At 57.6% G+C, this 25,757-nt stretch carries 17 protein-coding genes; 5 read left to right on the top strand and 12 right to left on the bottom strand.

The window, feature by feature from the left end; all coding sequences use genetic code 11:
- Positions 1-185 precede the first annotated feature (185 nt).
- The 7 genes from HY011_26240 to HY011_26270 all read right to left on the bottom strand — a co-directional run bounded on the left by HY011_26240 (position 186) and on the right by HY011_26270 (position 9,355).
- Positions 186-977, bottom strand: a complete 792-nt coding sequence (locus tag HY011_26240; GenBank protein MBI3426445.1) for a ComF family protein — start codon at positions 975-977, stop codon at positions 186-188.
- Positions 978-1,024: 47 nt separating this feature from the next.
- Positions 1,025-1,591: a sigma-70 family RNA polymerase sigma factor gene (locus HY011_26245; protein MBI3426446.1), complete on the bottom strand. Its 567-nt coding sequence runs from the start codon at positions 1,589-1,591 to the stop codon at positions 1,025-1,027.
- An 852-nt stretch (positions 1,592-2,443) separates the two neighbouring features.
- Positions 2,444-2,806 (bottom strand): hypothetical protein, encoded by a 363-nt coding sequence (locus HY011_26250; protein MBI3426447.1) that lies wholly within the window; start codon positions 2,804-2,806, stop codon positions 2,444-2,446.
- Positions 2,807-2,968: 162 nt separating this feature from the next.
- Positions 2,969-5,944, bottom strand: coding sequence for a protein kinase (locus HY011_26255; GenBank protein MBI3426448.1), 2,976 nt, complete (start codon positions 5,942-5,944; stop codon positions 2,969-2,971).
- A gap of 287 nt (positions 5,945-6,231) precedes the next feature.
- The gene (locus HY011_26260; protein MBI3426449.1) at positions 6,232-6,636 is read right to left on the bottom strand and encodes a cobalamin B12-binding domain-containing protein; all 405 of its coding nucleotides are present in this window, start codon (positions 6,634-6,636) and stop codon (positions 6,232-6,234) included.
- A 132-nt stretch (positions 6,637-6,768) separates the two neighbouring features.
- Positions 6,769-7,650 carry a hypothetical protein gene (locus HY011_26265; GenBank protein ID MBI3426450.1) on the bottom strand — a complete coding sequence of 294 codons (882 nt, stop codon included), beginning with the start codon at positions 7,648-7,650 and terminating at the stop codon, positions 6,769-6,771.
- Between the two features lie 4 nt (positions 7,651-7,654).
- Positions 7,655-9,355, bottom strand: a complete 1,701-nt coding sequence (locus tag HY011_26270; protein ID MBI3426451.1) for a methylmalonyl-CoA mutase family protein — start codon at positions 9,353-9,355, stop codon at positions 7,655-7,657.
- A gap of 315 nt (positions 9,356-9,670) precedes the next feature.
- On the opposite strand from HY011_26270, the gene HY011_26275 reads away from it, so the two are divergent.
- From HY011_26275 to HY011_26285, 3 genes are all read left to right on the top strand, one after another.
- The gene (locus HY011_26275) at positions 9,671-11,539 is read left to right on the top strand and encodes a CocE/NonD family hydrolase (protein ID MBI3426452.1); all 1,869 of its coding nucleotides are present in this window, start codon (positions 9,671-9,673) and stop codon (positions 11,537-11,539) included.
- A 150-nt stretch (positions 11,540-11,689) separates the two neighbouring features.
- Positions 11,690-12,748, top strand: coding sequence for a hypothetical protein (locus tag HY011_26280; protein ID MBI3426453.1), 1,059 nt, complete (start codon positions 11,690-11,692; stop codon positions 12,746-12,748).
- Positions 12,749-12,800: 52 nt separating this feature from the next.
- Entirely contained in the window at positions 12,801-15,989 is a 3,189-nt protein-coding gene (locus HY011_26285; protein ID MBI3426454.1) for a CHAT domain-containing protein, read from the top strand.
- A gap of 182 nt (positions 15,990-16,171) precedes the next feature.
- Here HY011_26285 and HY011_26290 read toward each other — a convergent pair whose 3' ends face one another.
- Positions 16,172-18,094 carry a hypothetical protein gene (locus HY011_26290; protein ID MBI3426455.1) on the bottom strand — a complete coding sequence of 641 codons (1,923 nt, stop codon included), beginning with the start codon at positions 18,092-18,094 and terminating at the stop codon, positions 16,172-16,174.
- Between the two features lie 343 nt (positions 18,095-18,437).
- On the opposite strand from HY011_26290, the gene HY011_26295 reads away from it, so the two are divergent.
- Positions 18,438-19,217: a VOC family protein gene (locus HY011_26295; protein ID MBI3426456.1), complete on the top strand. Its 780-nt coding sequence runs from the start codon at positions 18,438-18,440 to the stop codon at positions 19,215-19,217.
- 108 nt (positions 19,218-19,325) lie between these two features.
- Here the strand turns inward: HY011_26295 and HY011_26300 are convergent, their stop codons facing one another.
- Both HY011_26300 and HY011_26305 read right to left on the bottom strand, forming a co-directional pair.
- The gene (locus HY011_26300; GenBank protein MBI3426457.1) at positions 19,326-20,450 is read right to left on the bottom strand and encodes an adenosylhomocysteinase; all 1,125 of its coding nucleotides are present in this window, start codon (positions 20,448-20,450) and stop codon (positions 19,326-19,328) included.
- A gap of 199 nt (positions 20,451-20,649) precedes the next feature.
- Positions 20,650-21,285 (bottom strand): DinB family protein, encoded by a 636-nt coding sequence (locus HY011_26305; GenBank protein ID MBI3426458.1) that lies wholly within the window; start codon positions 21,283-21,285, stop codon positions 20,650-20,652.
- Here HY011_26305 and HY011_26310 point away from each other — a divergent pair.
- Positions 21,257-21,547: a hypothetical protein gene (locus tag HY011_26310; GenBank protein ID MBI3426459.1), complete on the top strand. Its 291-nt coding sequence runs from the start codon at positions 21,257-21,259 to the stop codon at positions 21,545-21,547. The genes HY011_26305 and HY011_26310 overlap by 29 nt on opposite strands.
- Positions 21,548-21,649: 102 nt before the next feature.
- Here HY011_26310 and HY011_26315 read toward each other — a convergent pair whose 3' ends face one another.
- Together HY011_26315 and HY011_26320 are read right to left on the bottom strand one after the other, a co-directional pair.
- The gene (locus tag HY011_26315; protein ID MBI3426460.1) at positions 21,650-24,664 is read right to left on the bottom strand and encodes a TonB-dependent receptor; all 3,015 of its coding nucleotides are present in this window, start codon (positions 24,662-24,664) and stop codon (positions 21,650-21,652) included.
- 151 nt (positions 24,665-24,815) lie between these two features.
- Positions 24,816-25,502 carry a class I SAM-dependent methyltransferase gene (locus HY011_26320; GenBank protein ID MBI3426461.1) on the bottom strand — a complete coding sequence of 229 codons (687 nt, stop codon included), beginning with the start codon at positions 25,500-25,502 and terminating at the stop codon, positions 24,816-24,818.
- Positions 25,503-25,757: the final 255 nt, after the last annotated feature.

Genomic DNA, 25,757 nt, shown 5'->3' on the forward strand with positions numbered 1-25,757 from the left:
ACGCACTCCAAAGACGCTGCGCGTCGAAATAAGCGCACTCTTCAATTATCTGCCGGATGGCCTGTGCGAAGGCATCTTAGCGCAAGCCTCTGGTGGCGCGCTGTGCATTCGACAAAAATAAACCTGAATGGAGATCTGATGATGGCTTTCGCGTTGGGCTGAGTTTTCGATAAAGCCGGCGCCGCTCAGATAAACACGCTAACGGCGCGCGCCAGCGTCAACACCTTGACCGAGCGCGCGCCGCCTGCCAGCAAGGTTTGCGCGATTTCGTGCGCCGTTGAACCCGTTGTCATCACATCATCCACAACTAACAAGTTGCGTCCGGCGATCAGGCGCGGCGCGTGCACGCGGAAAGCTTTGCGCAGCGATTTGGCGCGTTCGTCAACGCCCATGCCCGCGCGGTGGCGGTCGGTTGGTTTGACGCGCAGCAGGCTGGCGGTGTTGACGGGCAATCCCGTGTGAGCGGCGAGCGCGGCGGCAATGAGTTCGGCTTGATTGAAGGAACGTTCAGTTTGCCGTGCAGCGTGCAAGGGCACGGGCAAGATGGTTTCGCAAGCGTGAAACTCTGTCGCCTGATCGAAAGCTGTGCACAACAGCGTCCGCAAACGCGGCGGCAAGTGCGGATGCCGTTTCAACCACAGGACGTTTTCGAGCAAGGCGTTGTCATACGTACCCGCCGCGCGCGCGCAGGCAAAGGCGAATTCGCGGCACTTGCCGCATTCGCGTACGGTGACTTGCAGATGTGTTGCGAGCGCGCGCAACGGCGAGCCGCATTTGACGCACAACTCGCGTGAGGCCCAATCGCGGGCGGCGGCTTCCCAACATTGCGCGCACACGACGCCGTCGTGCCAGGATTCGATTGGGCGTCCGCACACGCGGCAGTCGGATGGATAGCAGAGACCCAGCACGGCGTCGCGCAAATTCGCCCTTGTGCGGCGTGTGTATGAAAGAAGTTGGTTGACGGGCAGAGAGGGCACGATGATGTCCCTTTCAGTTCTTTTGACTGGTTGAAGGCCTTCAGCAGTTATTTCCGTAATTCCCGATAAAGCCAAGCTTGCGCCAAACTCCAATCGCGGCGCACAGTGCCTTCAGAAACTTTGAGCACTTCGGCGGTTTCTTCGATGCTCAACCCGCCGAAAAAGCGTAACTCCACGACCTGGCTTTGGCGCGGGCTGAGTTTGGCGAGGTCTTGCAAGGCGTCATCGAGCGCCACCAATTCAGCGCTGCGTTCGGGAGCGACTAAAGCGGTTTCTTCCAGTGAAATCTGCTGCCCGGCGCCGCCGCGTTTTTGAAATTGGCGGGCGCGGGCGAAATCCACCAGAATGCGCCGCATCATCTGAGCGGCCAGGCCAAAGAAATGCGCGCGATTTTGCCAATGCACGTTTTTCCAATCCACCAGCCGCAAATAAGCTTCGTTGACCAACGCCGAAGTTTGCAGGACGTGGCCGGGCCGTTCGCCCGCCAGACATTGGTGGGCCAGCCGGTGTAATTCCTGGTAGACCAGCGGCGTCAATTGGTCGAGCACGCTCTCGTCACCCTGGCCCCAGGCGACCAGCATCTGTGTCAGCGAAGGCATGGATTCATGGGTCATCACAGTTCACCGGTTCAAATTGGTTGATGAAGTTGGCGTGTAACCATACCGCAACCCGGCGCAAAAAAAAAATTCCGGATGGGTTAGCACTTTGGCGGCGCTTTCGCGCCTTAGCTGGTGAAAGCAAGCAGACAAAGACCTGACAACAACTTTGCCTGTTTGCCAGCGGCTCTCGTACCAGTGATCACCAACTCCTACCACACGCTGATTACTGGTCTGCCGGGAGCGCGGCTATCTTTACGCGCAATAGCAATCGCGTGGCCGCCAGCGTGTCGCCGGTTGCTCAGGTGATGATAGTCGTGCTCCCGGTAACAGAGAGCCGCGTTCCCCTATCCAGCTTTGTCTTCGTTATCTTTGTTTTGATCTGAATAGTTTTGGTTTGAATGGATTTTTGCTTCCGCTGAGCAGTCCTTTGCCTTCGGGGGATCCCGCAGACGTGAGAGGAAACCCTGCGGGATGAGCCGGTGGTGTGCTGGCAAGTAGTGCGCTTGCCGCAAAACAACCGGCGCTGAGAGCGCGTGCTGCCGATTGCGAATCCGGACCTGGATTCGCGGCGCGTCCCCACGGCAGTGCGCGCTCTTTCAGTCATAGTTTTCAAGAAAAAGAATTTCCGAAAAGCCCCAAAGGGACGATCAGCCAACAGCCCAGGGTGCAGCCCTGGGGAGTCGTGCAAATGGTTGTGCGAAGCCCTGAAAGGGCGGCAGCCATAGGCTTGGCTGCCGCCCTTTCAGGGCTTCGCACAACGACTCAATGCGCTTCCTGGGGCTTTACCCCAGGCTGTTGGCTGACGCTCCGTTGGAGCTTGCTAGGAAATTCTTTTTCTTGAAGTCTATAGGAAAAAGTCTTCAGCCGTTATCCCCGTAATCCAAGCGCCTGAGCGATAGCAGCATCATCAGATTTCGCTGTGATCGCGCCTTCCACCCGGATGTCCCCCGCTTCGTGATTCACCCAAGCCAGTAACGTCCCCTGACGAGAATGTAGAAAGGACAATTTACGTCCCGACGGATCGGATGGGACCGCTTGTAACAAAGCATTGATTTGCTGGGTCAGCGCGCTCAACGTCTGATCGTGAAAGTCAGAGGGCGCGGCGGTCAGCAATCGTGCATTTGAGCAGGTACTGTTGCCTTCTACACAAGCAGGTTGGCCGCCGCTGCCCCCAACCGTCCAATCGCATCTTTCACCAGTGCAACCGACTCTGATAGGTTCATTGTTCATAGCGTATTTCCTTTTAGTATTGGATGAAGTATCAGCTTTACTCTGTGAGACTTGGCTGGAACACTGAACCATACATATCGGGCTGGAGTATTTAGACAAGAGCACCATCACCAGTTTGAGCTAATACGCTTGAAAGCAGTTTGTGATTCCCTGGTGGTTACTTCAGAACGTAAAGTCGCTCAGTAACACCAAGTCATCCGTTGAATTGCCACGCGCCAGGGCCAGCCATTTGCCATCGCGTGACCAGTCGAAGTAGTAAATGATTCCGCTGGGAAAATCCGTCAGCGGTTTGGCGGAGCCTCCCGTAAAAGGAAGGTTGACCAAATTTTGGCCAGGGCCACGCCGGTCTATGTAAGTTAACCCGCGTCCATCCGGCATCCACCGAATGCTCGAAATTGCCCAAGTTGGAAAATCCAACAAACGCACTGGGTTTTCATCTCTTAGCGGTGTCAGGGTCAATTTCGTAACACTATTCGTCTCGTCGTAAATCCCACTTGCCACCAAGTGCCCGTCAGGGGAAATGGCAAACATCGCATTGGGTGAGGCGCTAATTTGAACTGGCGCCCCGCCTGCGCTAGGGATTTTCCAAAGCGTTGTACGACCCTCGCGCGACAACTTAAAAACGATCCATTGCCCGTCAGGTGTGTGTTGCGCATAAGTTGCGACTCCCTCCGGCTCGGCTAATAGTTTTGGCTGTCCATTGGTGAGGCTCATCTGCCACAAGGCGGAGCGTCCGCTCCGATTTGAGACAAACACCAGAGTCTTGCCGTCTGGCGAAATGGTCGGATACTGATTATCCCCGGCGTTCATCGTAAGTTGCCGCTTTTGGCCGTCGGCTGGATTGAGCAGCCAAAGCTCGTGGTTGCCAGCCAATTGATGAGTGCTGTAAACAAGGCGCTGATCTGGCGTCCAAGCGAGACCGTAAATGCCTTCTCTAATCTCAGCCTCAAACGAAATTTGGCGTGCTTGGTGGGAAGCGTTATAGGGAACCAGCCAGAGATTGGAAACGTTGGCGCCGCGAGTAAAAACAATCTTGGAGGCATTTGCAGCGAGACTGGCTCCGTAATAGTTGCTTACATCATTAGTTACTCGACGCGCCACGCCATCTGGATAACTCAAAGCCCACAATTGATAACGTTTAGTCTCGCTGTCAGCCGCGCTCAGTAATAAACCGCTACCATCGCGCTGCCAGGCAAGGCCAGAGATGTTGAGCCAGTGGCTGCTTCCCAGCGCCTGGAGCGCGCCGCTTTTTACATTGATCGCAATCAATCCCATTTCGGCGGCTTTGCTCGTCCTGTTCGCACACACAATCGCCTCACCATCCGGCGACCAGACTGGGTGGTGCCATTTTGTGTCGTCCTGATTGACGGCCAGCGTTTGGATATTTGTGCCATCCTGATTGGCGACGAATAGGCTTTTATGGTCTTGGCTGAGATAGGCAAAGCGGTCGCCCCCAGGTGCAAAAGTTACGGCAGAGTCAATGTTGTCGAGTAACTTAACCGGTGTGCCGCCAACGACTGGAACGCGATAGAGCGCCGCCGAGACTGCTTTTTCTTTCCCTTGGTAAAGAACGTAATTGCCATCCGGGCTGAAAGCTGGGTAATCGTAGCGTACAGAGGATGTCGGCGTGATCTGGGCGATGCCGCCCGTGGGGATGTGCAGCAGTTGAAGACTGCGTTGATCGCCTTCGGCCAGCACATACACCACATATTTGCCATCAGGTGAAAGCGCATTTTCGGCCGAGGCTACCTTGCCGTGTGTGGTCAGCTTGGTGAGCTTCATTGCTTGAAAGGCAGTCGCCTGGCGGCTCAACTGAAATAGGTGCCAAGCCCCATACCCCAACCCGACGAGGACGCACAGGATAAGGCTGGCAATGGCCGCGACGCTGCGGCGGTGCCGCCGGATACCACTGAGCAGAATTTCGCGGCTCGAATTGGTATTGGCATTTGGCTGTCCATTGGTGCGCGTACCACCTGCGGCTGCGGTGGCATTACCCACGCCTACAGTGGCATTCGAGGCTGCGCCAAACTGATTCAGCAAAAACGGGCTGGTCGCATTTTCATCTACACCCTCAGTTTGCCGTTCCCAGACACGCTTGAGCCGTTTCAAATCGGCCCAGAGGGTGTCGGCGTTTTGATAGCGTTCTTCAGGCTCTTTGCCGAGCGCTTGTGCGACAACGCGCTGTAATTCGACGGGCAACTGTTCAGGCAAAGGCGGCGGCGCGGCCAGCAGTAAGGCCGCCAGCACATCACTCGCCGTGCGCCCGGTGAAGGGCAGGCGTCCGGTCAGCAATTCATAAAGCAACACGCCGAAGCTGAAGATGTCGGTGCGCGCATCCACGCGCAACCCGCGCCCCTGTTCGGGCGACATATAGCGCAGCGTTCCCAGAATCACACCGGGCGCGGTCGAATTAGGATTGGCGCCTTCGAGCAGCGCCGGCAAGGATGTCGTGGGTTTGGCCAGCCCGAAATCCAGCACTTTGACCAACCCGTCGTGGCGTACCATCACATTTTCGGGTTTGATGTCGCGGTGGATGATCCCGGCAGCGTGCGCGGCGGCGAGGGCGGCGGCAATCTGGGTGGCGATGTCCAGCACTTGCGCGAGTGGCAAAGTTTGCCCCAGCATTTGCCGCAAGGTTTGGCCGTCAATGTATTCCGAAGCGATGAAAGGCGTGCCGTTTTCCTGGCCGACTTCATAAATGGTAATGATGTTGGGGTGATTCAGGGCGGAGGCGGCTTGGGCTTCTTTCAGAAAGCGGCGGATGCGTTCGGCGTCATTGCTCCATTGCGTGGGCAACAGCTTGAGCGCGACTTTACGCTGCAACCTCACATCCTGGGCGAGATGAACTTCGCCCATGCCGCCGACGCCGATCAATTCGAGAATTTGATAATGATCAATCCAACGGCCTGTGGCGGCTTGCGCTTTGTCTTGCGCCAGCAAGGTGGCGGCCACTTCCAGCGCTGGTTGGACGATAAAACTGCCTGCCTCGGCGTGCGCAGCCAGTAACGAAGTAACTTCGCCGAGCAATTCTTCGTCATCCGCGCAGCCTTGCGCCAGATATGCCGCGCGTTGCGCGGGAGTCCTTTCCAAGGCAGCGTGATAGAGCGCCTCGATCTGTTGATAGCGTTCAGGTGTCATGGGGGGGGAGATCCGTTATACCTGTTGAGTTTTGTTTTGAGTTGGCGCGGCGTGTTTTGCTTCAGGGGCTTGCGTTATGGGGAATCTATTATTACGAAAAGCAGGTGCGCGCCAACGCCTGCTTCCGCGTAATTCGATCACGGTGTGGTGGCGCGCAGCCTAGCACAAGAGTTAAGCGTTTGCGCAGCCGAAATTAACGAAATTTGCCGACACTGGGCTGGCGCATACGCCGCTTGGTGAGCCGTAGCGGGGCGAGGCGTGTGCGGGACGCGCGCCCCTGTTTATTCTCACTCGCGCGCTTTCACGTTTTCGCGGATGTACTTGATGATGTCTTGCGTTGAGGTGCCAGGTAGGAAGACCGCGCCGACACCGTGTTCTTTCAGCTTTGGAATATCGTCTTCTGGGATAATGCCGCCGCCGAACAGCAAGACGTCATCCATGCCTTTCGCGCGCATCATTTCCAGCACACGCGGAAAGATGGTCATGTGCGCACCCGAGAGAATGGAGAGGCCGACGATGTTCACATCCTCCTGCAAAGCCGCATTGACAATTTGTTCAGGCGTTTGGCGCAGACCTGTGTAAATCACTTCCATCCCGGCATCGCGCAAGGCGCGGGCAATGACCTTGACGCCACGGTCATGCCCATCAAGGCCGGGCTTGGCTAGTAAAACGCGGATTTTGGGTTCAGCCATATTGTTTGATGCTTAGGGTTCACTGACGATGGTTCAGCCGTATGGCTCAACCTGCTGTGCTGAAAGGGTGCGGGATCGCTGTCGCATTTGAGAGCCGCGCCACCGGGTCTTTTCAAGGAAACTTCCGCCAGCCTAAGCTAGCCCTGCTAAACGCTGCCTCAGCGCGTGCTCATCCAACTCATCCAACTCACAGGCCAAACGTTCCAACGCCTCGGGATCGCGAACCGTCGCTAGCTCAGTCTCCAATTCCAAATCCGGAAATCGCTTGGCTGCCAGGCGGCGGAAAAAATGAATTGCCGTATCCCGGCGACTTTCTTCACGACCCTGTTTCAGAATGAATTGGTAAACGCTGGACTCCTGCAATCGTTCTAGTGGAATCATACCTTTCCTCCCAATCAGATCAAGCACTTCTGCGGGATTGTAACGTAGCCCGCCCAGCACCGCCAGATGCAGCGCCGTTTCCTCACGTTCGCGTTCCCCCGCGATGCCGCGCAATTGGGTGGCGGCGGCCTCCAATTCCGCTGGCCCGCCATCCATCAGCGGTACAAAGGGCAACAACGCCAGCCGCTGCGCGGCCAAAGCCGTCTTGGCCGAAAGTCGCCAGAGGCGGATGACGTGAAAGCGTGATCGAAGCCGCACGCCACCGGCTTCGATCACGCCGCGCACGCCGCGCTGCGACTGACGGCGCGGCGCTTGTTTGGGTGTCAGCAGCAGTACATAGCTATCCACGGGCAACCGATACTTGAACCAATGCAACGGCCCATATTCGGCCATACGACCGGGTATGAGCGCCGCCCAGCGCGTCCAGGCTTCGACTTGCACGACGCGCTCGCCCCGCGCGGAACTGACGTGATAAGGCTGATCCGGCAACATGGCCGGCACGCCGATCTCGCGCGGCAGCAACTCAATCGTCACCTGTTCGCCGGGTTCAATTGCGCCTAGCATCAACAGCAAGGCTTCCGGGTCTTGCTCGGCCAGGAATTTGAAGGCTTGGTCGTATGGCTTGGTACCCATTGGGTTAAAAGTCCGGCTCCTGATATTCACCAAACACAGGCCGCAACGCATCGCACATCTCGCCCAACATGCAATCCACCCGCGCGCATTCAATCAACAGCGGCATCGTGTTCATCGCCGGGTCTGCCGCGCCTTTGCGCAAGGCGTCGAGCGCGCGCTCGACTATGCCCTTGTCGCGCGTCTGGCGCAAGCGTGCCAACCGCTCTTCCTGCAAGCGCGCCACCGTCTCATCAATCTGCAAAATGTTCGGCTCGCCCAGTTCAGTGCCCTCCATCTGGTATTCGTTGACGCCGACGATAATCTTTTCGCTGCGCTCGACGGCGCGCTGGTATTGATAGGCCGATTCCTGAATCTCTTTTTGCGGATAGCCCAACTCAATCGCCTCGACCATCCCGCCCATTGCGTCAATCTTGCGGAAGTATTCCCAGGTTTCCTCTTCGATGTCTTTGGTCAGCCGTTCGATGAAGTACGAACCGGCCAGCGGATCAACCGTATTCGTCACGCCCGTCTCGTGCGCAATGATCTGTTGCGTGCGCAATGCGATCAGCGCGGCGCGCTCAGTCGGCAAGGCCAGCGCTTCGTCGTAGCCATCGCAATGCAGCGATTGCGTCCCGCCCAGCACACCCGCCAGCGCCTGTATGGCGACGCGGATGATGTTGTTGATGGGCTGTTGCACCGTCAGCGAGACGCCCGCCGTTTGGGTGTGAAAGCGCATCTGCGCCGAACGCGGGTTCTGCGCCTTGAAGCGTTCGGTTATCACGCGGTACCAGACACGGCGCGCGGCACGGTATTTGGCAATCTCTTCAAAAAAATCGTTGTGCGCGTTGAAAAAGAACGACAGGCGCGGCGCGAACTCGTCCACGTCTAAGCCGGCGCGCAGGCCGTAATCGAGATACTCGATGCCGTCGCGCAAGGTGAAGGCCAACTCCTGCGCCGCCGTCGCCCCGGCCTCGCGGATGTGATAGCCCGAAATCGAGATCGAATTCCACTTCGGCATCTCTGCCGCGCAAAAGCGAAAGGTGTCCGTCACCAGCCGCATCGCCGGGCGCGGCGGATAAATCCACTCCTTCTGCGCGATGTATTCTTTCAGGATGTCGTTCTGCAAGGTGCCGCCGATGGTGCGCCAGTCGAAGCCGCGCCGTTCCGCCGCCGCCAAAAAGAATGCCAGAATCATCGAGGCTGGCGCATTGATCGTCATCGAAGTCGTCACCTGATCCAGCGGGATGCCGTCGAACAAAACTTCCATGTCCGCGCGCGAAGAGATCGCCACACCGCACTTGCCGACTTCGCCCTCGGAAACCGGATGATCCGAATCGAAGCCCATCAGCGTCGGCAAATCGAAGGCTGTCGAAAGCCCTGTCTGGCCGTGCTCCAACAGATATTTGAAGCGCTGATTGGTGTCGAAGGCCGAGCCAAACCCCGCGAATTGGCGCATCGTCCAAGGCTTCGCGCGATAGCCTGTTGGGTGAATGCCGCGTGTGTAAGGCGGCTGCCCCGGAAAATTGATGTCTCGTTCAAAATCAATGTCGGCGACGTCGCGCGGCGTGTAGAGCCGTTGAACGGGCCGCAGCGAAACCGTCGTGAATTCAGTCTGGCTTTCCGGCAGTTTCTTCAACGAAGCCGCCAGCGTCGTGTCTTCCCATTGCTGTTGCAGTTCGTCGAGTGGGGTTTCGGTAGGGGCGGTTTCAGTTGCAGCCTGGCTCATAAAAGGAACTCCTTGAAGATGACTTGGTATGACAAAGTGCCTGTCTTTATTGGAGAAATTACTCGGCAGCGATGATAGGGGAGCGCAGCATGGGGTGTCAACAAAGGCATTCGGAACGTGGGTGCGCACCGCTTCCAGCGTGCGGGCTGGGCAGCAGACGCGACAATGCCGGAGGGCTTTCCTTCGGCAGCAGCCCATCCGCCACCACGACCGCACGCTGGAAGCGGTGCGTACCCAGGCTTTGCTTGGCGGTCGCCACTCGGCAGCATACAATCCGCCCACTTCAAGCAGTACGAACCAGTTGGAGGAATTGCAATGAACAATGTCGTGAGTTTGCTTGCCGCGCTCTTGCTCTGTGCCACACAAACGGTGGCGCAGAACGCTGATCGTGTGCAGGAACGTTATACCAAGTATGAATACCAAATCCCGATGCGCGATGGCGTGCGGCTCTTCGCGTCGGTCTACGTGCCCAAAGACACCACGCACACCTACCCGTTCCTGCTCACGCGCACGCCCTATAGCGTTGGCCCGTATGGCGTAGACAACTATCCTCAAAGACTCGGCCCATCCGAACAGTTCGAGAAAGAAGGTTTCATCTTTGTCTATGAAGACGCGCGGGGCCGCTACATGTCCGAAGGCGAGTTTCAGCAGGTACGTCCGCACGTGCCCGTCAAACGAGGGCCGCAGGATATTGACGAAAGCACCGACACATACGACACGATTGAATGGCTGCTCAAAAACGTTCCGAACAACAATGGCAAGGTCGGCATGGTCGGCATCTCGCAACCGGGCTTTCACGTCGCGGCCAGCCTGATTGATTCGCATCCCGCGCTCAAAGCCGCTTCGCCGCAAGCACCGACGGCGGACTATTACATCAACGACGATGTCTATCACAACGGCGCATTCATGCTGGCCGCCAACTTCGGTTTCTATTCCAGCTTTCGCCCGCGCAAAGGCGGCCCCACGCCGCCGAATGAAAGAATGTTTTTCGACATGGGCACGCCCGACGGCTATGACTTTTATTTGAAGCTGCCGCTGCCGATGTCCGACTGGAATCAGAAACTGTTCAACGGCGAAGCGGCCTATTGGCAGGAGATCATTGACCATCCCAACTACGATGAATTCTGGCAACGGCGTTCGTTGTGGAAGTTCATGCGCAACGTCAAATGCGCCGTGCTCAACGTCGGCGGCTGGTTCGACGCCGAAGACCCGATGGGCCCATTCCACATTTATCGCGCCGTAGAAAAGCTCAACCCCGGCACGGTGAACCTGCTCTCGATGGGCCCCTGGTCGCACGGCGGCTGGGCGCGCGGCGACGGCGACAAACTGGGCAACGTCAACTTCGCCGTCAAGACGGGCGCGGTGTTTCGTGAACAGGTGCAATTCGCCTTTTTCATGCAGCACCTCAAAGACAAGCCTGCCAACCTGGCCGAAGCGACCATGTTCCTCACGGGCCTGAACGAATGGCGCAGCCTGAACGAATGGCCGCCGCGTGACGCCAGGCCGTTGACGTTTTACTTCCGCGCCAACGGCAAACTCAGCAACGACGCGCCAGCCGAGTCGAACGCCTTTGATGAATACCTGAGCGACCCCAATCGGCCCGTGCCCTACATCGGCTACACCGCGCGCGGGATGAATGGCGATTACATGACCGAAGACCAACGCTTCGCCGCCCAGCGCCCCGACGTGCTGGTATACGAAACCGAGCCGTTGAAAGATGACCTGACCATCGCCGGGCCGATCAAGGTGAGCCTGAACGTCTCGACCAGCGGCACCGACAGCGATTTTGTGGTCAAGCTGCTTGACGTGTATCCCGGCGATTACCCTACGCCGCCGTTGCCCGCGAATCATCCGCCCGCGCCGAATGCGGTCAAGCTGGGCGGCTATCAACAACTGGTGCGCGGCGAACCCTTCCGCGGTAAGTTCCGCCGCAGCTTTGAAAAGCCTGAAGCCTTCACGCCGGGCAAGGTCGAAAAGATCGAATTTGAAATGCCGGATGTCTATCATGCCTTTCGCCGTGGTCATCGCGTGATGGTGCATGTGCAGAGTTCGTGGTTCCCACTGGTGGATCGCAATCCGCAGACCTTTGGCGACATTCCGAAAATGAAAGCGGAAGAGTTTCGGAAGGCGGTGCAGCGCGTCTATCGGGCAGGCTCTGGAGTAACTTTGCTGAAATTGAATTAAGACGCGTTGCCTCATGCAATCGGCAACAACATTGCCTCAGTAATGATTGATTCGGAAAGTCTCACGCCGGCTTTGTCTGTGCTCGGCTAACATTGGTCATTGGCAGGATTCTGGTTTGTAAAAAGAAAGCGGATACAACAAGGAGAAATTATGCGCTCAGCAGTGCGATTGATTTTGGCGGTTGCGTTATTTGCGGTCACAGGCGGGTTAATTTGGCGATATTGGCAAAAGCCACCAGTTGTCGTTCAAGCAAAAGTTGAGGTTGGTAAATACGGCACGCTGGCTGGGCTGAAAGACCCGCAAGGCAATAATATCGTCAGCCCGGATAAGTTGTTCGACGGTTACACGGTTGTTTATCAGGTCAAAGATGCCCAAGGAAATTGGCAAAAGAAATTCTTTAGTGCGGCAGCGGATCAAGCGAGTGAGCAGATTACTTCTATGGTCAAGTCCCCAGTGAAACAGTCTGGCTCGACCACGATTGTAGTAGACACCGCCGATTTGCGGATCGTGAATAGCTTTTATTACGATCTGACGCAATCCGCCTTGTATACATCCCGGTTGCTGCGCCGGAAGCCAGATAACCATAACCCGGTTAGATTGGTGGCCGTCACCACATACTCTCTGGCTGAGGCGCGGTTACCATACATGTCCAGAATGAGTTCAGGTCGTATACCGGATGTAGAAGACGATACCTGCTTCCCTTGTCTGCCATTACCCATTTGCCCTGAACGAGTGTCGGGTTTGCCAGGACAGGAAAGAATCGCTTGTTTGGTCTGCCCAGTCGAATCATTGCGCTCACTGCTTATTTTGCCGGGCTTGACCGCGCCGGAAGCGGATGAAAAATATGCAAGTCTCAACGGGCGCGGGTTGTGTCCGCAGGCAGCCAATCTGCGTTACGGCGAGGAGGGGTTTATTTGGGATGCGGATCGCGGGGATCCCGCGCGAAGTCAGGAACGGCATCTACTGGCTTGTGCGAATTGCAAGCCTATTACCACTCCTACAGACCGCAGAGCACGCGTCTTTGAATTGCACGAGAACCGCGAAGCTTGGCCTATTGTGGAATTTATCAACGATTTGATCAGTAATCATCAATGCACCTATCCCATCACCCAACACCTTTGGGATTTTGGCGATGATTCCGCGCCTCGGTTTGAATTGGCGGGGGGCGTGCAAGCTATGGTCACGGTTGATTACAACGTGCGGCACTAGCGCAGCAAGGACGCGCTAACTTGGCTCGGCTGCGCCAGTGTATTTCAGGCTTATGAAGAAGTTTACCGCTAGAACGTGGCTGGTCATTTTTTTGCTGAGCGGGTTGGTTGTCTCCGCCCGCTGGGAGCCGCTGGCAATTTCCGCCAGGGCCCAGACCAAAGATCAGCACGTGGACTTTGCCGAACAGTATCGCCAACTCGTCAGATTGATTTTGCGCAAAGAGTACGTAGAAGCAGTCGTGCATGGGAAAAGACTGATTGAAAGCACGGATGAGTATTTAGAAGCCTATCGGCGTATCGCTCAAGCAGCCAAAGAAGCGCAGCAGTTGGATTTGTTGAAGGCTTATTTTCTTGCCGTCAGCCAACTGACCCCGGACGGCCCGCTACCACATTATGGGCTGGGGTTGGTTTATCAGGAGTTGAATGAAATTTCCGCCGCGCTCGCCGAGTTCAAACTATGCTTGCGCCTAAGGCCAACGTTTACCGCCGCGCTAAAAGCCGCGCTTGACTTGCCTCGTGAGAATGCGCAAGAAATCGAAGCCATCTTGACGGAATTGCGTGCGGGCGCGCCGGAAAGTTGGGTTGTCCCGTTTGGACAGGGGCTTTACGCCGCACGTGTGAATAAGCCGGAGGAGGGGTTGGCCCACTTCGATGAAGCCTTGGCGCGCAACCCTGAGGCTGCCGAGGTGTGTTATCAGAAAGCCTTGTTGCTGGGGTTGCGCAATCGCAGCGCCCCGGCGCTCTCCGCATTGGCAGCTTGTTTTCCGCGCCTGTTGCCGCAATTAAACGAAGCGCAACAAATTGATGTGCTCTATCTGAGCGGGAGTTTGGCGGCGCGGCTGGGCAACCGTGAGCAAGCTGAAGAGCAGTTACAACGCGCTGCGCAATTGGCCAAGGCGATGGGCGACGAGCAATACACGGGCGCTTATTTGGCGAATAAGGCGATCCTCAATCAACAGCAGGGAGATTATGCCGCTGCTTTGTTGGCCAGTCAGGCGGCGTTGACGCTAGCACGCAAAGGCACTGGCCGTGGGGCTGAGATCTTGGCCGGTAGAAACCTGGTGCAAGCCGGCCGCGCGCTTTATCTCTTGGGGGATTACCAGCAGGCACGCAGCTATTACGCTGAAGGTTTGAGTTACGCCAAGAAGTGGAAAGAGACGAGTAATGAGGCATTAATCAATCATTACCTCGGCGATTTGCTGGCAGCGACGGGGGACTATAAGCAAGCGGTCAACCATTATCGCGCCGCAGTGGCGCTGAAACGCGAACGGGCCGACGCAGAGTCGCAACATCTGACTTACACGGCGCTCGTCAGGCTTAGTCTGCAAACTGGTGACTTGTCGCAAGCACAAGCAGCACTCCAAGAAATGCTGCGGTTGGGTCAGGAATCCGGCGATCTGCGTCTGGGCTTGAATGCGTTGGCGGCGCAGGGTGAATTGCAGATGCGCCTGGGTCGTTTGGAACAAGCCCTGCTCAGTTATACGGAACTGTTGCAACAAGCCAGCCCGCAGGGTTACGCGGAATTCACCTGGCTGGCACAGGCAGGCTTAGCGCAGGTCTATCAACGCAGCCAGCAATACGAAAAAGCGCGTGCGGCTTATCAAGAGGCAATTCGGGTGATGGAAAACGCCCGCGCCCGCCTAAATGCGCCGGAGGACAAGGCCGGCTTCTTTCAAGATAAAGTCGAAGTCTATAAAAATCTGATCGGCGTCTTGCTCGAACTTGCCAGCCAACCCTCACCAGGAGATTTCAAGACTGAGGCTTTCTACTACAGCGAACGCGCCCGGGCGCGCGCCTTCGCCGATTTACTGGCGGAGGCTAAAGTGAATGTGGCGCAAGACCTGCCTGCCGATTTGGCGCAACAGCAACAGGCGTTGCAACAGCACAGTTCCGAACTGACCGCCAAGCTCTTCAAAGAAAAAGCGTTGGCTGTCGAAAAACAAAATCAGCCGGAGATCGTCCGGCTCGAGGCCGAGTTGAACAAAACCGATGGTGCGCTTGCCGATTGGTTGCGCGCCGTCAAAGCGCGCAATCCGCGTTACGCCGCGTTGCAATACCCTGAGCCAGTGGATTTGCCGCAAGCCCAGCGCTTGCTCGATGACCGGACGTTGTTGCTGGCGTATGCGTTGGGCGAGCAGGAATCGTATCTGTTCGCGGTGGGCCGCACGCAATATCAGGTGGCGCGTTTGCCCAAGGCGGCGGAGTTGAGCGCGCCGGTCGCGCAGTTGTTGGCGGCGCTGACCGGCAAGGAACAATCGCCGGATGACTATCGTGCGTCGGCGCGCGCCTTGTACCGGCAGTTGATCGAACCGGCGGGCAAGCTGCTCGTGGGGAAGACGCGCTTGATCGTGGTGCCGGATGGCGCGTTGCACCGCCTGCCATTTGAAGTGTTGATGCCGGCGGCCAAACAGCATTTGGTCGAGCGTTATGCCATCAACTATGCGCCTTCGGTCAGCGTGCTGGCCGGATTGCAGCATGAACGCCGGGAAGCGGACGCGGCACAACGGGCGTTCATTGCGTTCGCCGATCCGGTGTATGACCGGCAGGCGGCAGAAAAGAATAATCCGGTGATCGCGGCGCGATTGCGCGCGGTGGATGCGGGGCAGCAATGGAAGTTCCAGCAATTGGCGCACAGCCGCCACGAGGCCGAAGCGATTGCCAAGCTGTTTGGCAAAGACCAGGCCACGCTGTTTCTCGGCGCAGAAGCGAAAGAAGAGAACGTCAAAATCAAAGACCTTTTGAGCCAATATCGGCTGGTACACTTTTCGGCGCACGGGCTGGTCAATGAAAGCCGCCCGCGCTTTTCGGGCCTCGTGCTGTCGTTGCCGCCGGTTGATTCAATGACTGGCAGTGAGCGCGCCGCGAATACGGTCGAAGACGGTTTGTTGTCGGCTTACGAGATTTTCAATCTGAAGCTGCGGGCCGACTTGGTCACGCTCTCGGCCTGCGAGACGGCGCTGGGCAAGGAGGTCAAAGGCGAAGGGCTGATGAGTCTGGTACGCGCGTTTATGTACGCCGGCACGCCGTCGGTGCTGGCGAGTTTGTGGAAAGTGGATGACGCGAGCGCGGCTGATTTGATGGTCGAGTTTTATCGCAATTGGCGACAAGGTATGCGCGTCGGGAAAAAGCTGGTGCGCTTGAATAAAGCCGAAGCCTTGCGGCAAGCCCAGTTGAAGGCCATCAGGAATGGTAGTGCGCCCTATTATTGGGCGCCGTTTGTGTTGGTTGGCCGGGCGGAGTAACTACTAGGGTTTGCTGGTGCAGTACCGCGCGCGTGAGCAAGCAGAGGTTGCTGGTGCAGTACCGCGCGCGTGAGCAAGCGGAGGGTTGGAGGCCAAGCCAATGGCGCAAAGTTGACGCGCCGCTTGCTCACGCGCGCGGTACTGTCACGTGCGGCACGTGCGGCACCTGCTGCACTGGTGCTCTATTCGAATTGCAGCGCGATTGCATACTCGCCTAACTCCGTCTGTGCGCCACCTTTGTGGCCGCTCAGCCGCAGCCAATACTGCCCATTACTGAAATCGGCGCACCGCAGCAACACGTTCAGCCGGTTGTTGGCGAGGCGCGGATCAATCCCATCAATCCGTTTGACCAGGCGTTTGCGCGCATCGAGCACTTCGACGGTGTAGCGCGTGTATTCGCGCGGGTTGCCGCGTTCGAGCGAGAGCAGGAAGTATTTGGCTTGGGCCGGTACGCTGATTTCCGAGGCGTCCGCCACGCCTTTTTCAGCCGTGAGCCGCAACGAAATAGCAGGAATGTTGAGCTGCGCGAGTTGTGTCTCCGGTCGCCGTTCAAGTTGCGTTTGCAGTTGTTGGAGCTTGGTTTCCGCTGCTTGCCGCTGGGCGCGTTCCTGTTCGAGTTGAGCCTGCGTCTGTTGTGCTAATTGGTTGAATTGAGCCTCGGCGCTTTGCTGCCGCGTTTGTGTTTGCGCCAGTTCGGCCTGGGCGCGTTGCTTGACTTGGTGTTCACGATACAACAGCCAGCCCAAAGTCGTTGAGACGGCCAAGAGCAATAAGCCAAGTGCCGGTTGCCAAAGCAGGCCGCGCATTGCCGATAAATTTTGCCGTTGCCACCAAAGCTGCAACGCCTGCACTCGATTGGTTTCGGTATAACTCACAGTGACTGTCGCGCCTTCTTTTGTGGGCGTGATCTCAAAAGACAAACGCTGGCCGCCTTCCAACACAATGCGCGTGCGCTGCGCTTGCGGCTGATCTTCCACGTCGTACAACACTGGCTGCGTCGCCAACAGCAATTCGCCTTGGTCATCACGGGTGCGCACTTCGACGAATTCGGCGTGGTCGGGCAGGGTGAATTCAGCGCAGTTGTTTTGTTGCGTGTCGAGTTGGGCGAGCAGTTCACCATCGGCGACAAACAGCAGCAGGCCCGCCGAGAGGTATTTGCGGCGGCGTGACTGATCGCTCAGATAGCGGCGGATGGTGTTGCGCTCTTCGTCATCGAGTTTGGCGGAGGTGCGGTTGGGCGGATGCGGGTTCTGTTCATCGCCCTCATCCGATCCGGTTTGCGAGGACAGGAAGAAGCGCGGGATTTCCAGCCGTGTGACTGGCGCGGCGTAACCCAGGCCCGTCACCAGCCGTTCAAAACAAGTCGGGTGCAGGATGGCGTGGAAGCGGTTGATCTCGATGGAATGTTCGGCGTCGGGATCGCCGCCGTGAAAGGCCAGATTGTTGAGCGAGCCTTCGGCCAGCGCAAATTTTGCGGGCACGCAGCACGCCGTCAGCCAGGGCGTAAAGGCGTTCAAGCATTCGCGCGTCAGGTCAATGAAACGCTCCGGTTGCGGGTGCGCGACAAAGCGTTCTTCGCCGCGCGTGACGCGGGTGGTGTTCAGCAGCGTGCCAAAGCGTTTTTTGAGTTCTTCCATCAAGGTCTTTTTGCGCGAACGGAAATAATCTTCGCTGGGCACGCGCGCGGGGTCTTGCACAACGGCGTTATAAATCTCGGTCGTTTCGGGCGTCGTGTATTGGTGCAGCAAGCGGCTCACGCCCAGCGTGACGTGCATAGCATTGCGTCGCGCGGTGATTTTCGCCAGGTGTTTGATGAAATGAATGAGCAAGGCCTCTTCGTTGGGTGGCGCGCCGGTGTGCTCTTCGCGCGCGCGTTCGTGCGGCTCCGATTCGGCGTAAACCAGGCGTTGCAGCAGGTGCAGTTCGGTCATCGAAACTTTGTTGCGGCGGCCCGGATAGTACAGACGTTTGTCTTGCGCGAGCGCGGCGGTCTCCAGCTTTTCCAGCGCGGCGACGGCGATGCGCTTGGCGAGTTCTTTGTCGTTGTGAATGAAGTGGGCGAGTTGGAACGCGAGGTTCAGCAACTCGTCTTTCAGGGTTTCCATAGCTTGGGGTCTCGCACGCGCGTCAGGCTGCGGGGCGTGACGCGCAATCAGCGGGTTGCGCGTGCCGCAGCTTAGGCACAAGCGGCGGCCAAGTCCAGCGAACGCCCCGGCAAGTTCGGAAAGTCTCACGCTGCGCAGCAAGTCTGGGGAAGTCTGGGGAAGTCTGGGGAAGTCATGCATTGCTCCCAATACAAAGCTGCGCGACTTCCCCAGACTTCCCCAGACTTGCTGCGACTGTAAAAATGCTGCCACGGGTTTCTATTCCTTCAGTTCTGCGCCACAATCCGCGCGACCTGTGATCCTTCCACAACAACCATTAACAACAATGTAAGGAGAAATCATTATGGGCAATCAGATGAAGCATCCCGCCGGCAATTTCTGCTGGTTCGAACTTGGCACCACCGATCAGAACGGCGCCAAGGAGTTTTATGGCAAGCTTTTTGGCTGGCAGTTTCGGGACAACCCGATGTCGCCGGAAATGGTTTACACAACCTTCACCCTCGACGGCAAAGAGGTCGGCGCGTGTTATAAGCTGGGACCGGAAATGGCAGGCGTGCCGACGCATTGGATGCCTTACGTCGCGACGGACAGCGCCGATGCCATGGCGGCCAAAGTGACGGAACTGGGCGGCGAAGTCCTGATGCCAGCCTTTGATGTGATGACCTTTGGGCGCATGGTGGCCTTCAAAGACCCGACCGGCGCGGCGCTCTCGGTTTGGCAGCCCAATGAACATCAGGGCGTTGATCTGGTGGGCGTGCCGGGGGCCTTTTGCTGGGGCGAACTGGCGACGAGCGATACGGCCAACGCCAAGGAGTTTTACACCCAGTTGTTTGGTTGGCAGACCAAAGAGAGCACAATGCCGGAGATGGCTTACACAGAATGGATCAACGGCGCACAACCCATCGGCGGGATGATGCCACTGCAAGGGCCGCCGGGCGTGCCGCCGCATTGGCTGCTTTATTTCGCGGTCGCCGATGCTGATGCGACGGTGGCGCAAGCGCAGGCGCTGGGCGGTCAGGTTTGTTTGCCGCCCACCGACATTCCCAATACGGGCCGCTTCGCGGTGCTTTCGGATCCGCAGGGTGGCACCTTCGCGGTGATCAAACTGTCGTTTCCAATGTAAGCACTGAATTCAACTTCAACACGAACAGATAAAAGGCCACAGCAACGTCGCAGTTGCTGTGGCCTTTTGTTCTCTGGGCCTGTGGCGTGTCGTCATTGGTGCGCCGGTTCAAGCCAGACAGCCTTCCCATACTTCGCGCGGCAACAGGTGTACGCCGGGCGCAGTGGATGCACCGGCCTGCACCAAATGGCCGATGCCCGCCGTCAGTACCGCCAGCGTCAGATCAAAGGCATTCAAACTGTCGCCTTTGCCCGCCGTCAGATTCGCCATCGAACCACCCGCAAACAAATAGATGGTGCGTTGGTTGATTTGAAAGGCTTCGATGAAAGGCTGCACCTCGTCGTGCGGGTAGGCGCGCAAGGCCGCCAGATCGAATTCATCCGCGCGATGCCCGACGTTGAGCAGGAACGCGCCGTCGCGCAAGCGGATGAAATGTTCAGCCGTCAGCACGCCGTGTGCGCCCGTGGCGGTGACGATGATGTCCGCTTCGGCAAGGGCGGCATCGAGCGCTTGCACGTGCCAGCCGGCATACGCCGCTTCGAGCGCACGCGCCGGGTCGCGTTCGGCAATCGTGACCGCGCCGCCGAAAGCGCGGGCGGTCTCAGCCACGCCACGCCCGACCGAACCGTAGCCGATGACCAACACGCGACGCTCGTGCAGGCTCAGCCGCGTGCGGTCGAAAAAGGCCGTCCAGGTCGTCAGCCCGACCATGTGCCGGTTGTGGATGCCTTCTTTGATCGGCAGATCGTCGCAATTGAAAACCGGATAACGCAGCGGCATTGCCTGCAACCGGCTGATGCCGGAGCCGGTGCCTTCCAGGCTGGCTTTGACCGAATGGATGTCGCCGTGTTGATGCAAGGCATAACTAAGGTCAGCGCCCATCTCGCACAGATGCGTCGGCTGCCACTTGAGCGCGTGTTGCAGGGCGGTTTCGTATTCTGCCTCGGACATGCCGCAATGGGCCTCGGCTTCTGCGCCATGTTCAATCAGCCATTGCACCGTCTCGTCGCGCACCGTGGTGGGATTACAAGTCGTCAAAAAGAGCCTGGCTCCACGCGCCAGCAAGGCTTCGCAGAGTGGAATCATTTTGATTTCGAGATGGAACGAACAGGCGAGGCGCACGCCGGATAAGTCGGGCAGCGTTTGCAGCGCGCGTTGAGTGCGCGGCATGTGCGTGCGAATCCAAGTGAGTTCTTGCGATAGCATAAGCGGCGAGTGCAGTACGGAGAGCATGCGCGCAATACGATTTAGGCAGGGAAATCGCGTAGGGGCAGACCTGCGTGTCTGCCCCGGTCGGGTCAGACGTATTCGGGTGGGTTTGACGCCACCGGGGCAGACACGCAGGTCTGCCCCTACGTTGACCGCCCCTGGCAAATACCTTGCCTGAATCGCATTGCGCACACGCTCTTCGTATAGTTTCGGCGGCGCCAAGTTACTTCTTCGGGAAGTTCGGATCAGCTTTCACTTCTTTGATCTGATCGGTGTGGCGCGCGCTGTGACCCGCAATCAGGATGATCCACTGATACGCGTCCAGGTCTTTGAAGACCGGGTGTGCCGCAAAGTGGCTGCGCAGATCGTCTTGTGAACTCTTCACGTAAGCCGCCGTTTTGTCGCGGCTGGCGCTGAAGGCTTTGACGAGTTCGGCTTGGGTCGCCCAACGGTTGGTGGGTTTGAGCATTTCAGGCGCCTGGGCTTTGACCGTGCGGTTGGTGATCATCTGGCGCAGTTGTACCTCTTTGCCTTTGACCGCTTCCTTTTTTTCAGGCGTGGCGGGCGATTTCATGATGCGGTCGGTGACCATGCCAAAGAGTGTCTCTTCGCTGACCGCGATGTGTTCGGCGACTTCGGCGACTGACCAACGATCGGGCGCAGCTTTGAATGTCCATTGAGCTTCACTCAGGCCTTTCACTTCGGCGAGAAAATTCTTGCGGGTTTCTTCCAAGTATTTGATCGCTTCTTTGCGCTCGTCGTCAGTCAACGTGGCAGGTGCGGATTGTGCCCAGGCGGCGTTGCCGAGCGACGCGATCAGAGCGCAAGCGATGAACGTGAATAAGGTAAAGCGTTTCATTGTCCTCTCCTTCAAGGTGTATTGGTCAGATGGGGGCGGCTGCACGCGCGCCGTTCAGCCAGCGGCGAGTACAGTAAAGCGTGTGCAGGCGTTTGCCAACCCGTGGCTTTTTCCGCCGGTTATTTTTACAACAGCACTACTTTGGCGGCACGCAAGCTGGCTGGCAATTACCCGGCAGATAATGCCGCCGCAAAAAAGCGCCAGGATGAGTAAGCGCATGGAAGTAGGAGAGATTACGGAACAGACGGAAATAACCGAATAAACGGAAACGAGTTAGCCAACCAAGAATCCGTCTGTTCCGTTATTTCTGTTTGTTCTGTAATCTCTTTTTCCTTGTTTGAGTGTGACCTCTAACGGCACAACTTTAGAACGTGAACTTGGCCGCCAACTGCAATTGGCGCGGATCGCCCAGCCCTTGCCGCAGGAAGCCGTCGAAATTGAACAGCCCCGGCGTAATGAGTGGATTGATCAGGTTCTTGTTGTTAAACGTGTTGAACATCTCGATGGTCGGCGTCAGCGCCATGTGGTCGCCGAACTTGAAGGGCCGCGACAGACGCCAATCAAACGAGAAGTATTCATTCTCTTTGCGCAGCGAGTTGCGATTGGTCGCCGTGCGCGTGGCGGGCGTGATCGGCTGAGCCGAGCGTGCCTGGATGCGCGTGTTCGCCTGCAAGCCCCACGGCAGTTCGCCATAAAGCAGGAAGTTGAACTTGTGGCGAATGTCGCGGTCTGACAACGCGTAATCGAGTTTCAGGTTCTTGATGTCAAACGAACGGTCGCTGAACGGATCGCGTTCGTTGGAATCATCGTCGAGGTCTTTCGACAAGGTGTAATTGCCATCGAGCTGGAAGCCTTTGCTCAAGCGTTTGCGCACGCCGATGGTCAGGCCGCGATACAGCCCTTTGCCCAGCGCGCTGGCGACGGCGATTTCATCCAGATATGGCTGGAAGAAGCCTAAGCGTCCATAGTTCAAAAAGCGCGTCAGATGCACGCCTTTCGAATACGTGAAATCAACATAGAGCGCCGTGTCGTTGGCGATCTGCTGCTCGAATTGCACGTTGGAGGTGTAAATGCGCGGGTTGGCGTAATCGCGGCTGAAGACGCGCACGCCCGAAAAACAGGGGAAGGGATTGCTGCCCCTCGAGCCGCTGCACGATTGCGCCGAAGGTGTCACCACGTTCGGCCAAGTCGGGCCGGGCACGCCCAGCGCGATGATGTCCGAGTTCAGAAAGATCGTCTGTTGCTGCACGCCGTTGGTCGTGATCGAACCGACCTGCGAGAGCATGTTTTGGCGCGCGTTGTAAATACCCCACGAGGCGCGCAACACCGACTTGCTGTTGTTCTTGATGTCCCAGGCGAAACCGACGCGCGGTTGAAACATCTTCCACTGATCGGGCAGCGTGCCGTTCGAGGGGAAGCGTGGATCGCTTAGGAATAAACCATAAGCTGTCTTCGCTGGCGCGACCGTTGGGTTGGGCAGCACCTGCGCTTCCCAACGCAGGCCAAGCTGCCAGGTGAAACCGGGCCGCCATTGATATTTGTCCTGCGCGAACAGGGCGAATTCGTCGTTGTTGATGTCCGACGCGCCCGCCGCATCGGTGGCCGGTGCGTTCGGCCCCGCGCCTTGCAAATAGAGCAGCAACGGGCCGCCGGTCGAGGTCGAACCCGCCGGGCAAGCCGCCGTCGCCGCGACGTAGCCGCCATTCGAGCAGCCTTTGATATTCGGCCCGTAACCCGCTCCCAGCGTGGCGGGCGAGGCGTAACGCAGGAAGCCGGTCACGCTGTCGAAGATGTAACGCGCCGTGAAAAAGCCGCGAAAGACTTGCGAGTTGTTGCTGCGGATGTATTCGCCGCCCAATTTGATGTTGTGCTTGCCCGCGATGAGCGAGAAGTTGTCTTTGAACTGCGCCCGCTTGAACACCTCATCCACGCCCGGTTGCAGGAAGAACGGATTGCCGAAGCGGAACGTCGTGGCAAAGCCCATCGCCGTGTCGGCGAGGATGTTCGATTTGTTCGCCAAACGCGGGCGGTCTTCGCGCGAATAGGTGAAGTGGAACTCGTTCAGCTTGTTCGCCGCAAGGGTGGTGTAGAGGTTGACGTTGAAGACGTTGATCTTGCCAGGGCCTTCGGTACCGTTGGCGGAAGCGCCGTAAGTCGGCACGTCAAAGGTCTCGTTCTCTTTTTTCGAGCGGCTGAAATTGTATGAGAACGCGAGATCATTGGCCGGAGTGAGCTTCCAATCCAGCTTGCCCAGGATGGCCGAGGTGTTGACCGGCTTCTTGATGGGCAGGCTTTCGTCCTGTTGCCGCGTGGTCTTGATGAAATTGATCAAGGCCACGCGCTGGCAATCGGCGCTGCCATTGATGAGCGCCTCGTTGGCCTGAATCGTCGGGTTTTGCACGGAGCAGGGCGCGCCGATGGGCACGCTCAAATTCGCGCGCGTCAGATTGCCGGTGATCTGCTCGAAGGCGCCGAAGAAGAAAACCTTGTCTTTCTTGAGCGGCCCGCCGATGGTGCCGCCGAACTGTTCGCGGTGAAAGTCTTTCATGAAGTCTTTGACCGTGCCACCCTTGCCGTCTTTCGGGTCAGAGGTCAGCGCTTCCAGGCGTTGAAAGTGGAAGAGAGAGCCGTGCACCTGATTCGTGCCGGACTTGGTGATGACGTTGACGACGCCGCCCGCCGTGCGCCCGAATTCGGCGGAAGCCCCCGTGGCGACGACCTGAAATTCCTTGACCGCATCCAGCGTGATGTCAATCGCGGCGCGTTGGCCGCCGACCTGTTCGCCAAAAAAGCCGTTGTTGTAATCGCCGCCATCCAGACTGATGTTGTTAAAGACGCCGCGCTGACCGGCGAAATTGACGACATCGCCATCGGGCCCCTGCGTAATGCTGACACCGGGCGTGAGCGTGAAAAGGTCTAAAAACTTGCGCCCCAGCACTGGCGTGTTGGCGACGGCGGTTTCGTTGAGCGTACTGCTCGATTCGGTCTTGACCGTATCAATCGTCGGCGAAGCAGTGATGGTGACAGTTTCCTGCACGGTCGAAACTTTGAGCGCCAGCGTGAGCGAAATGGTTTGGCCGACCGTCAGATTCAGATTTTCCTGCACGGTTTTGGCGTAACCCTGTTTCGTCACCGTCACGGTGTAACGGCCCGATTGCAATGCCAGAAAAACAAAGCGCCCGTCTTCGGCAGTCGTCGCGGTTTTGCTGTTATTGGTGTCCAGGTTTTTGGCTTCGACATTGGCGCCGGGCACAACCGCGCCGCTTTGGTCGGTGGCCGTACCTTGAATGACGCCTGTCGTGATTTGAGTTTGTGCCCAAGCTGCGCACGCCAGCCAAAGCAGCAAGCACAGGCAACGGAGTCCGGTGGTGATTCGCATTGGGGTATTCTCCTTCCAGAAAGTACTGCTTGATTGTGGTTGATTGAAAGATGCGTCGGTAAGCGGGATTGTAGAGAGCGCGCTTAAGGCTAGGCAAGGCAAAACCTGATTTGACCTGAGTTAAGTTTGTGTTAGTTCGAGGCTGGCCGGACTAACAGTGGCGCTTTCGGTATGGCCGTCTCGCCGCTATGACCAGCAGCAAGGGCTTGCCCAGATATTTCTGCGCTCTTTGGATGGACTGCGCCAATGCCTCATCGCAAATGAATTCCTGAGAGCGCTGATTCGTAAATCCCGCCTCCCGCAATGCCGCCAGATAATCTGCGGTCGTATGCGTGTATGCCCCCAGCCGATAATTCCAGCCGTCTTTGTCAAAATTGGCTTCCTTGCCCGCCGCCGCCAGCCAGGGGTGATAGACCGAAAACACAAACCGTCCGCCCGGTTTCACCACGCGAAAGACTTCGCGGCAGACCGCGTGCAAATCATTCAAGTGTTCGCCAATCAAGGCGCATAACGCCGCGTCGAAGCTGACGTCTGCAAACGGAAACCGCTGTTGCAAATCGGCCTGTCGCAATTCGACTTGCGGAAACTTGCGTTGCGCGACAGCCAGCATGCCAGCCGAAAAATCAATCCCCGTCGGAAGCGCTCCCGCATTGAGCAAGGCTTGCAAGTTGCGCCCGGTGCCGCAACCGGCATCTAGAATGCGTTCGCCCGCTTGCGGCGCGAGTTGGGCGATGGTGTAGCGCGCATCCAGCGCGACGACCGGATTGGGCGTTTCGTCGTAAGTTTCAGACCATAGATCGTAACCCGCCTGGGCCGTGACTTGTTTGATGTTGCTCATGACTTTTATGTGCGCAAACTTGGGGATTGGCGGGACGAATGATAAGTTGAGGCCCTTCACACGTGCAATCACGGCGACACAACCACAATCCAGATTTTGGCTGGCTTTGCGGATAAAAGGAGACGGCATGATGAGTAAGAGGTGCGGCGGTAAACTCCAGTTGCGAAAGTAGCTGGAGTAGATAGGTCAGAGGTTGAATCATCTCGTTGTGGCGATTGACCACGTAAAGGAGACTAATCGAACCTGCTGACCGAA

The organism is Acidobacteriota bacterium (genome assembly GCA_016196035.1).
Lineage (GTDB): Bacteria > Acidobacteriota > Blastocatellia > RBC074 > RBC074 > JACPYM01.

Coding starts and splice junctions, on each gene's coding strand:
- HY011_26245 (MBI3426446.1), bottom strand. CDS start 1,591: ATGACCCATGAATCCATGCCTTCGCTGACACAGATGCTGGTCGCCTGG.
- HY011_26250 (MBI3426447.1), bottom strand. CDS start 2,806: ATGAACAATGAACCTATCAGAGTCGGTTGCACTGGTGAAAGATGCGAT.
- HY011_26255 (MBI3426448.1), bottom strand. CDS start 5,944: ATGACACCTGAACGCTATCAACAGATCGAGGCGCTCTATCACGCTGCC.
- HY011_26260 (MBI3426449.1), bottom strand. CDS start 6,636: ATGGCTGAACCCAAAATCCGCGTTTTACTAGCCAAGCCCGGCCTTGAT.
- HY011_26265 (MBI3426450.1), bottom strand. CDS start 7,650: ATGGGTACCAAGCCATACGACCAAGCCTTCAAATTCCTGGCCGAGCAA.
- HY011_26270 (MBI3426451.1), bottom strand. CDS start 9,355: ATGAGCCAGGCTGCAACTGAAACCGCCCCTACCGAAACCCCACTCGAC.
- HY011_26275 (MBI3426452.1), top strand. CDS start 9,671: ATGAACAATGTCGTGAGTTTGCTTGCCGCGCTCTTGCTCTGTGCCACA.
- HY011_26280 (MBI3426453.1), top strand. CDS start 11,690: ATGCGCTCAGCAGTGCGATTGATTTTGGCGGTTGCGTTATTTGCGGTC.
- HY011_26285 (MBI3426454.1), top strand. CDS start 12,801: ATGAAGAAGTTTACCGCTAGAACGTGGCTGGTCATTTTTTTGCTGAGC.
- HY011_26290 (MBI3426455.1), bottom strand. CDS start 18,094: ATGGAAACCCTGAAAGACGAGTTGCTGAACCTCGCGTTCCAACTCGCC.
- HY011_26295 (MBI3426456.1), top strand. CDS start 18,438: ATGGGCAATCAGATGAAGCATCCCGCCGGCAATTTCTGCTGGTTCGAA.
- HY011_26300 (MBI3426457.1), bottom strand. CDS start 20,450: ATGCTCTCCGTACTGCACTCGCCGCTTATGCTATCGCAAGAACTCACT.
- HY011_26310 (MBI3426459.1), top strand. CDS start 21,257: ATGAACGTGAATAAGGTAAAGCGTTTCATTGTCCTCTCCTTCAAGGTG.
- HY011_26305 (MBI3426458.1), bottom strand. CDS start 21,285: ATGAAACGCTTTACCTTATTCACGTTCATCGCTTGCGCTCTGATCGCG.
- HY011_26315 (MBI3426460.1), bottom strand. CDS start 24,664: ATGCGAATCACCACCGGACTCCGTTGCCTGTGCTTGCTGCTTTGGCTG.
- HY011_26320 (MBI3426461.1), bottom strand. CDS start 25,502: ATGAGCAACATCAAACAAGTCACGGCCCAGGCGGGTTACGATCTATGG.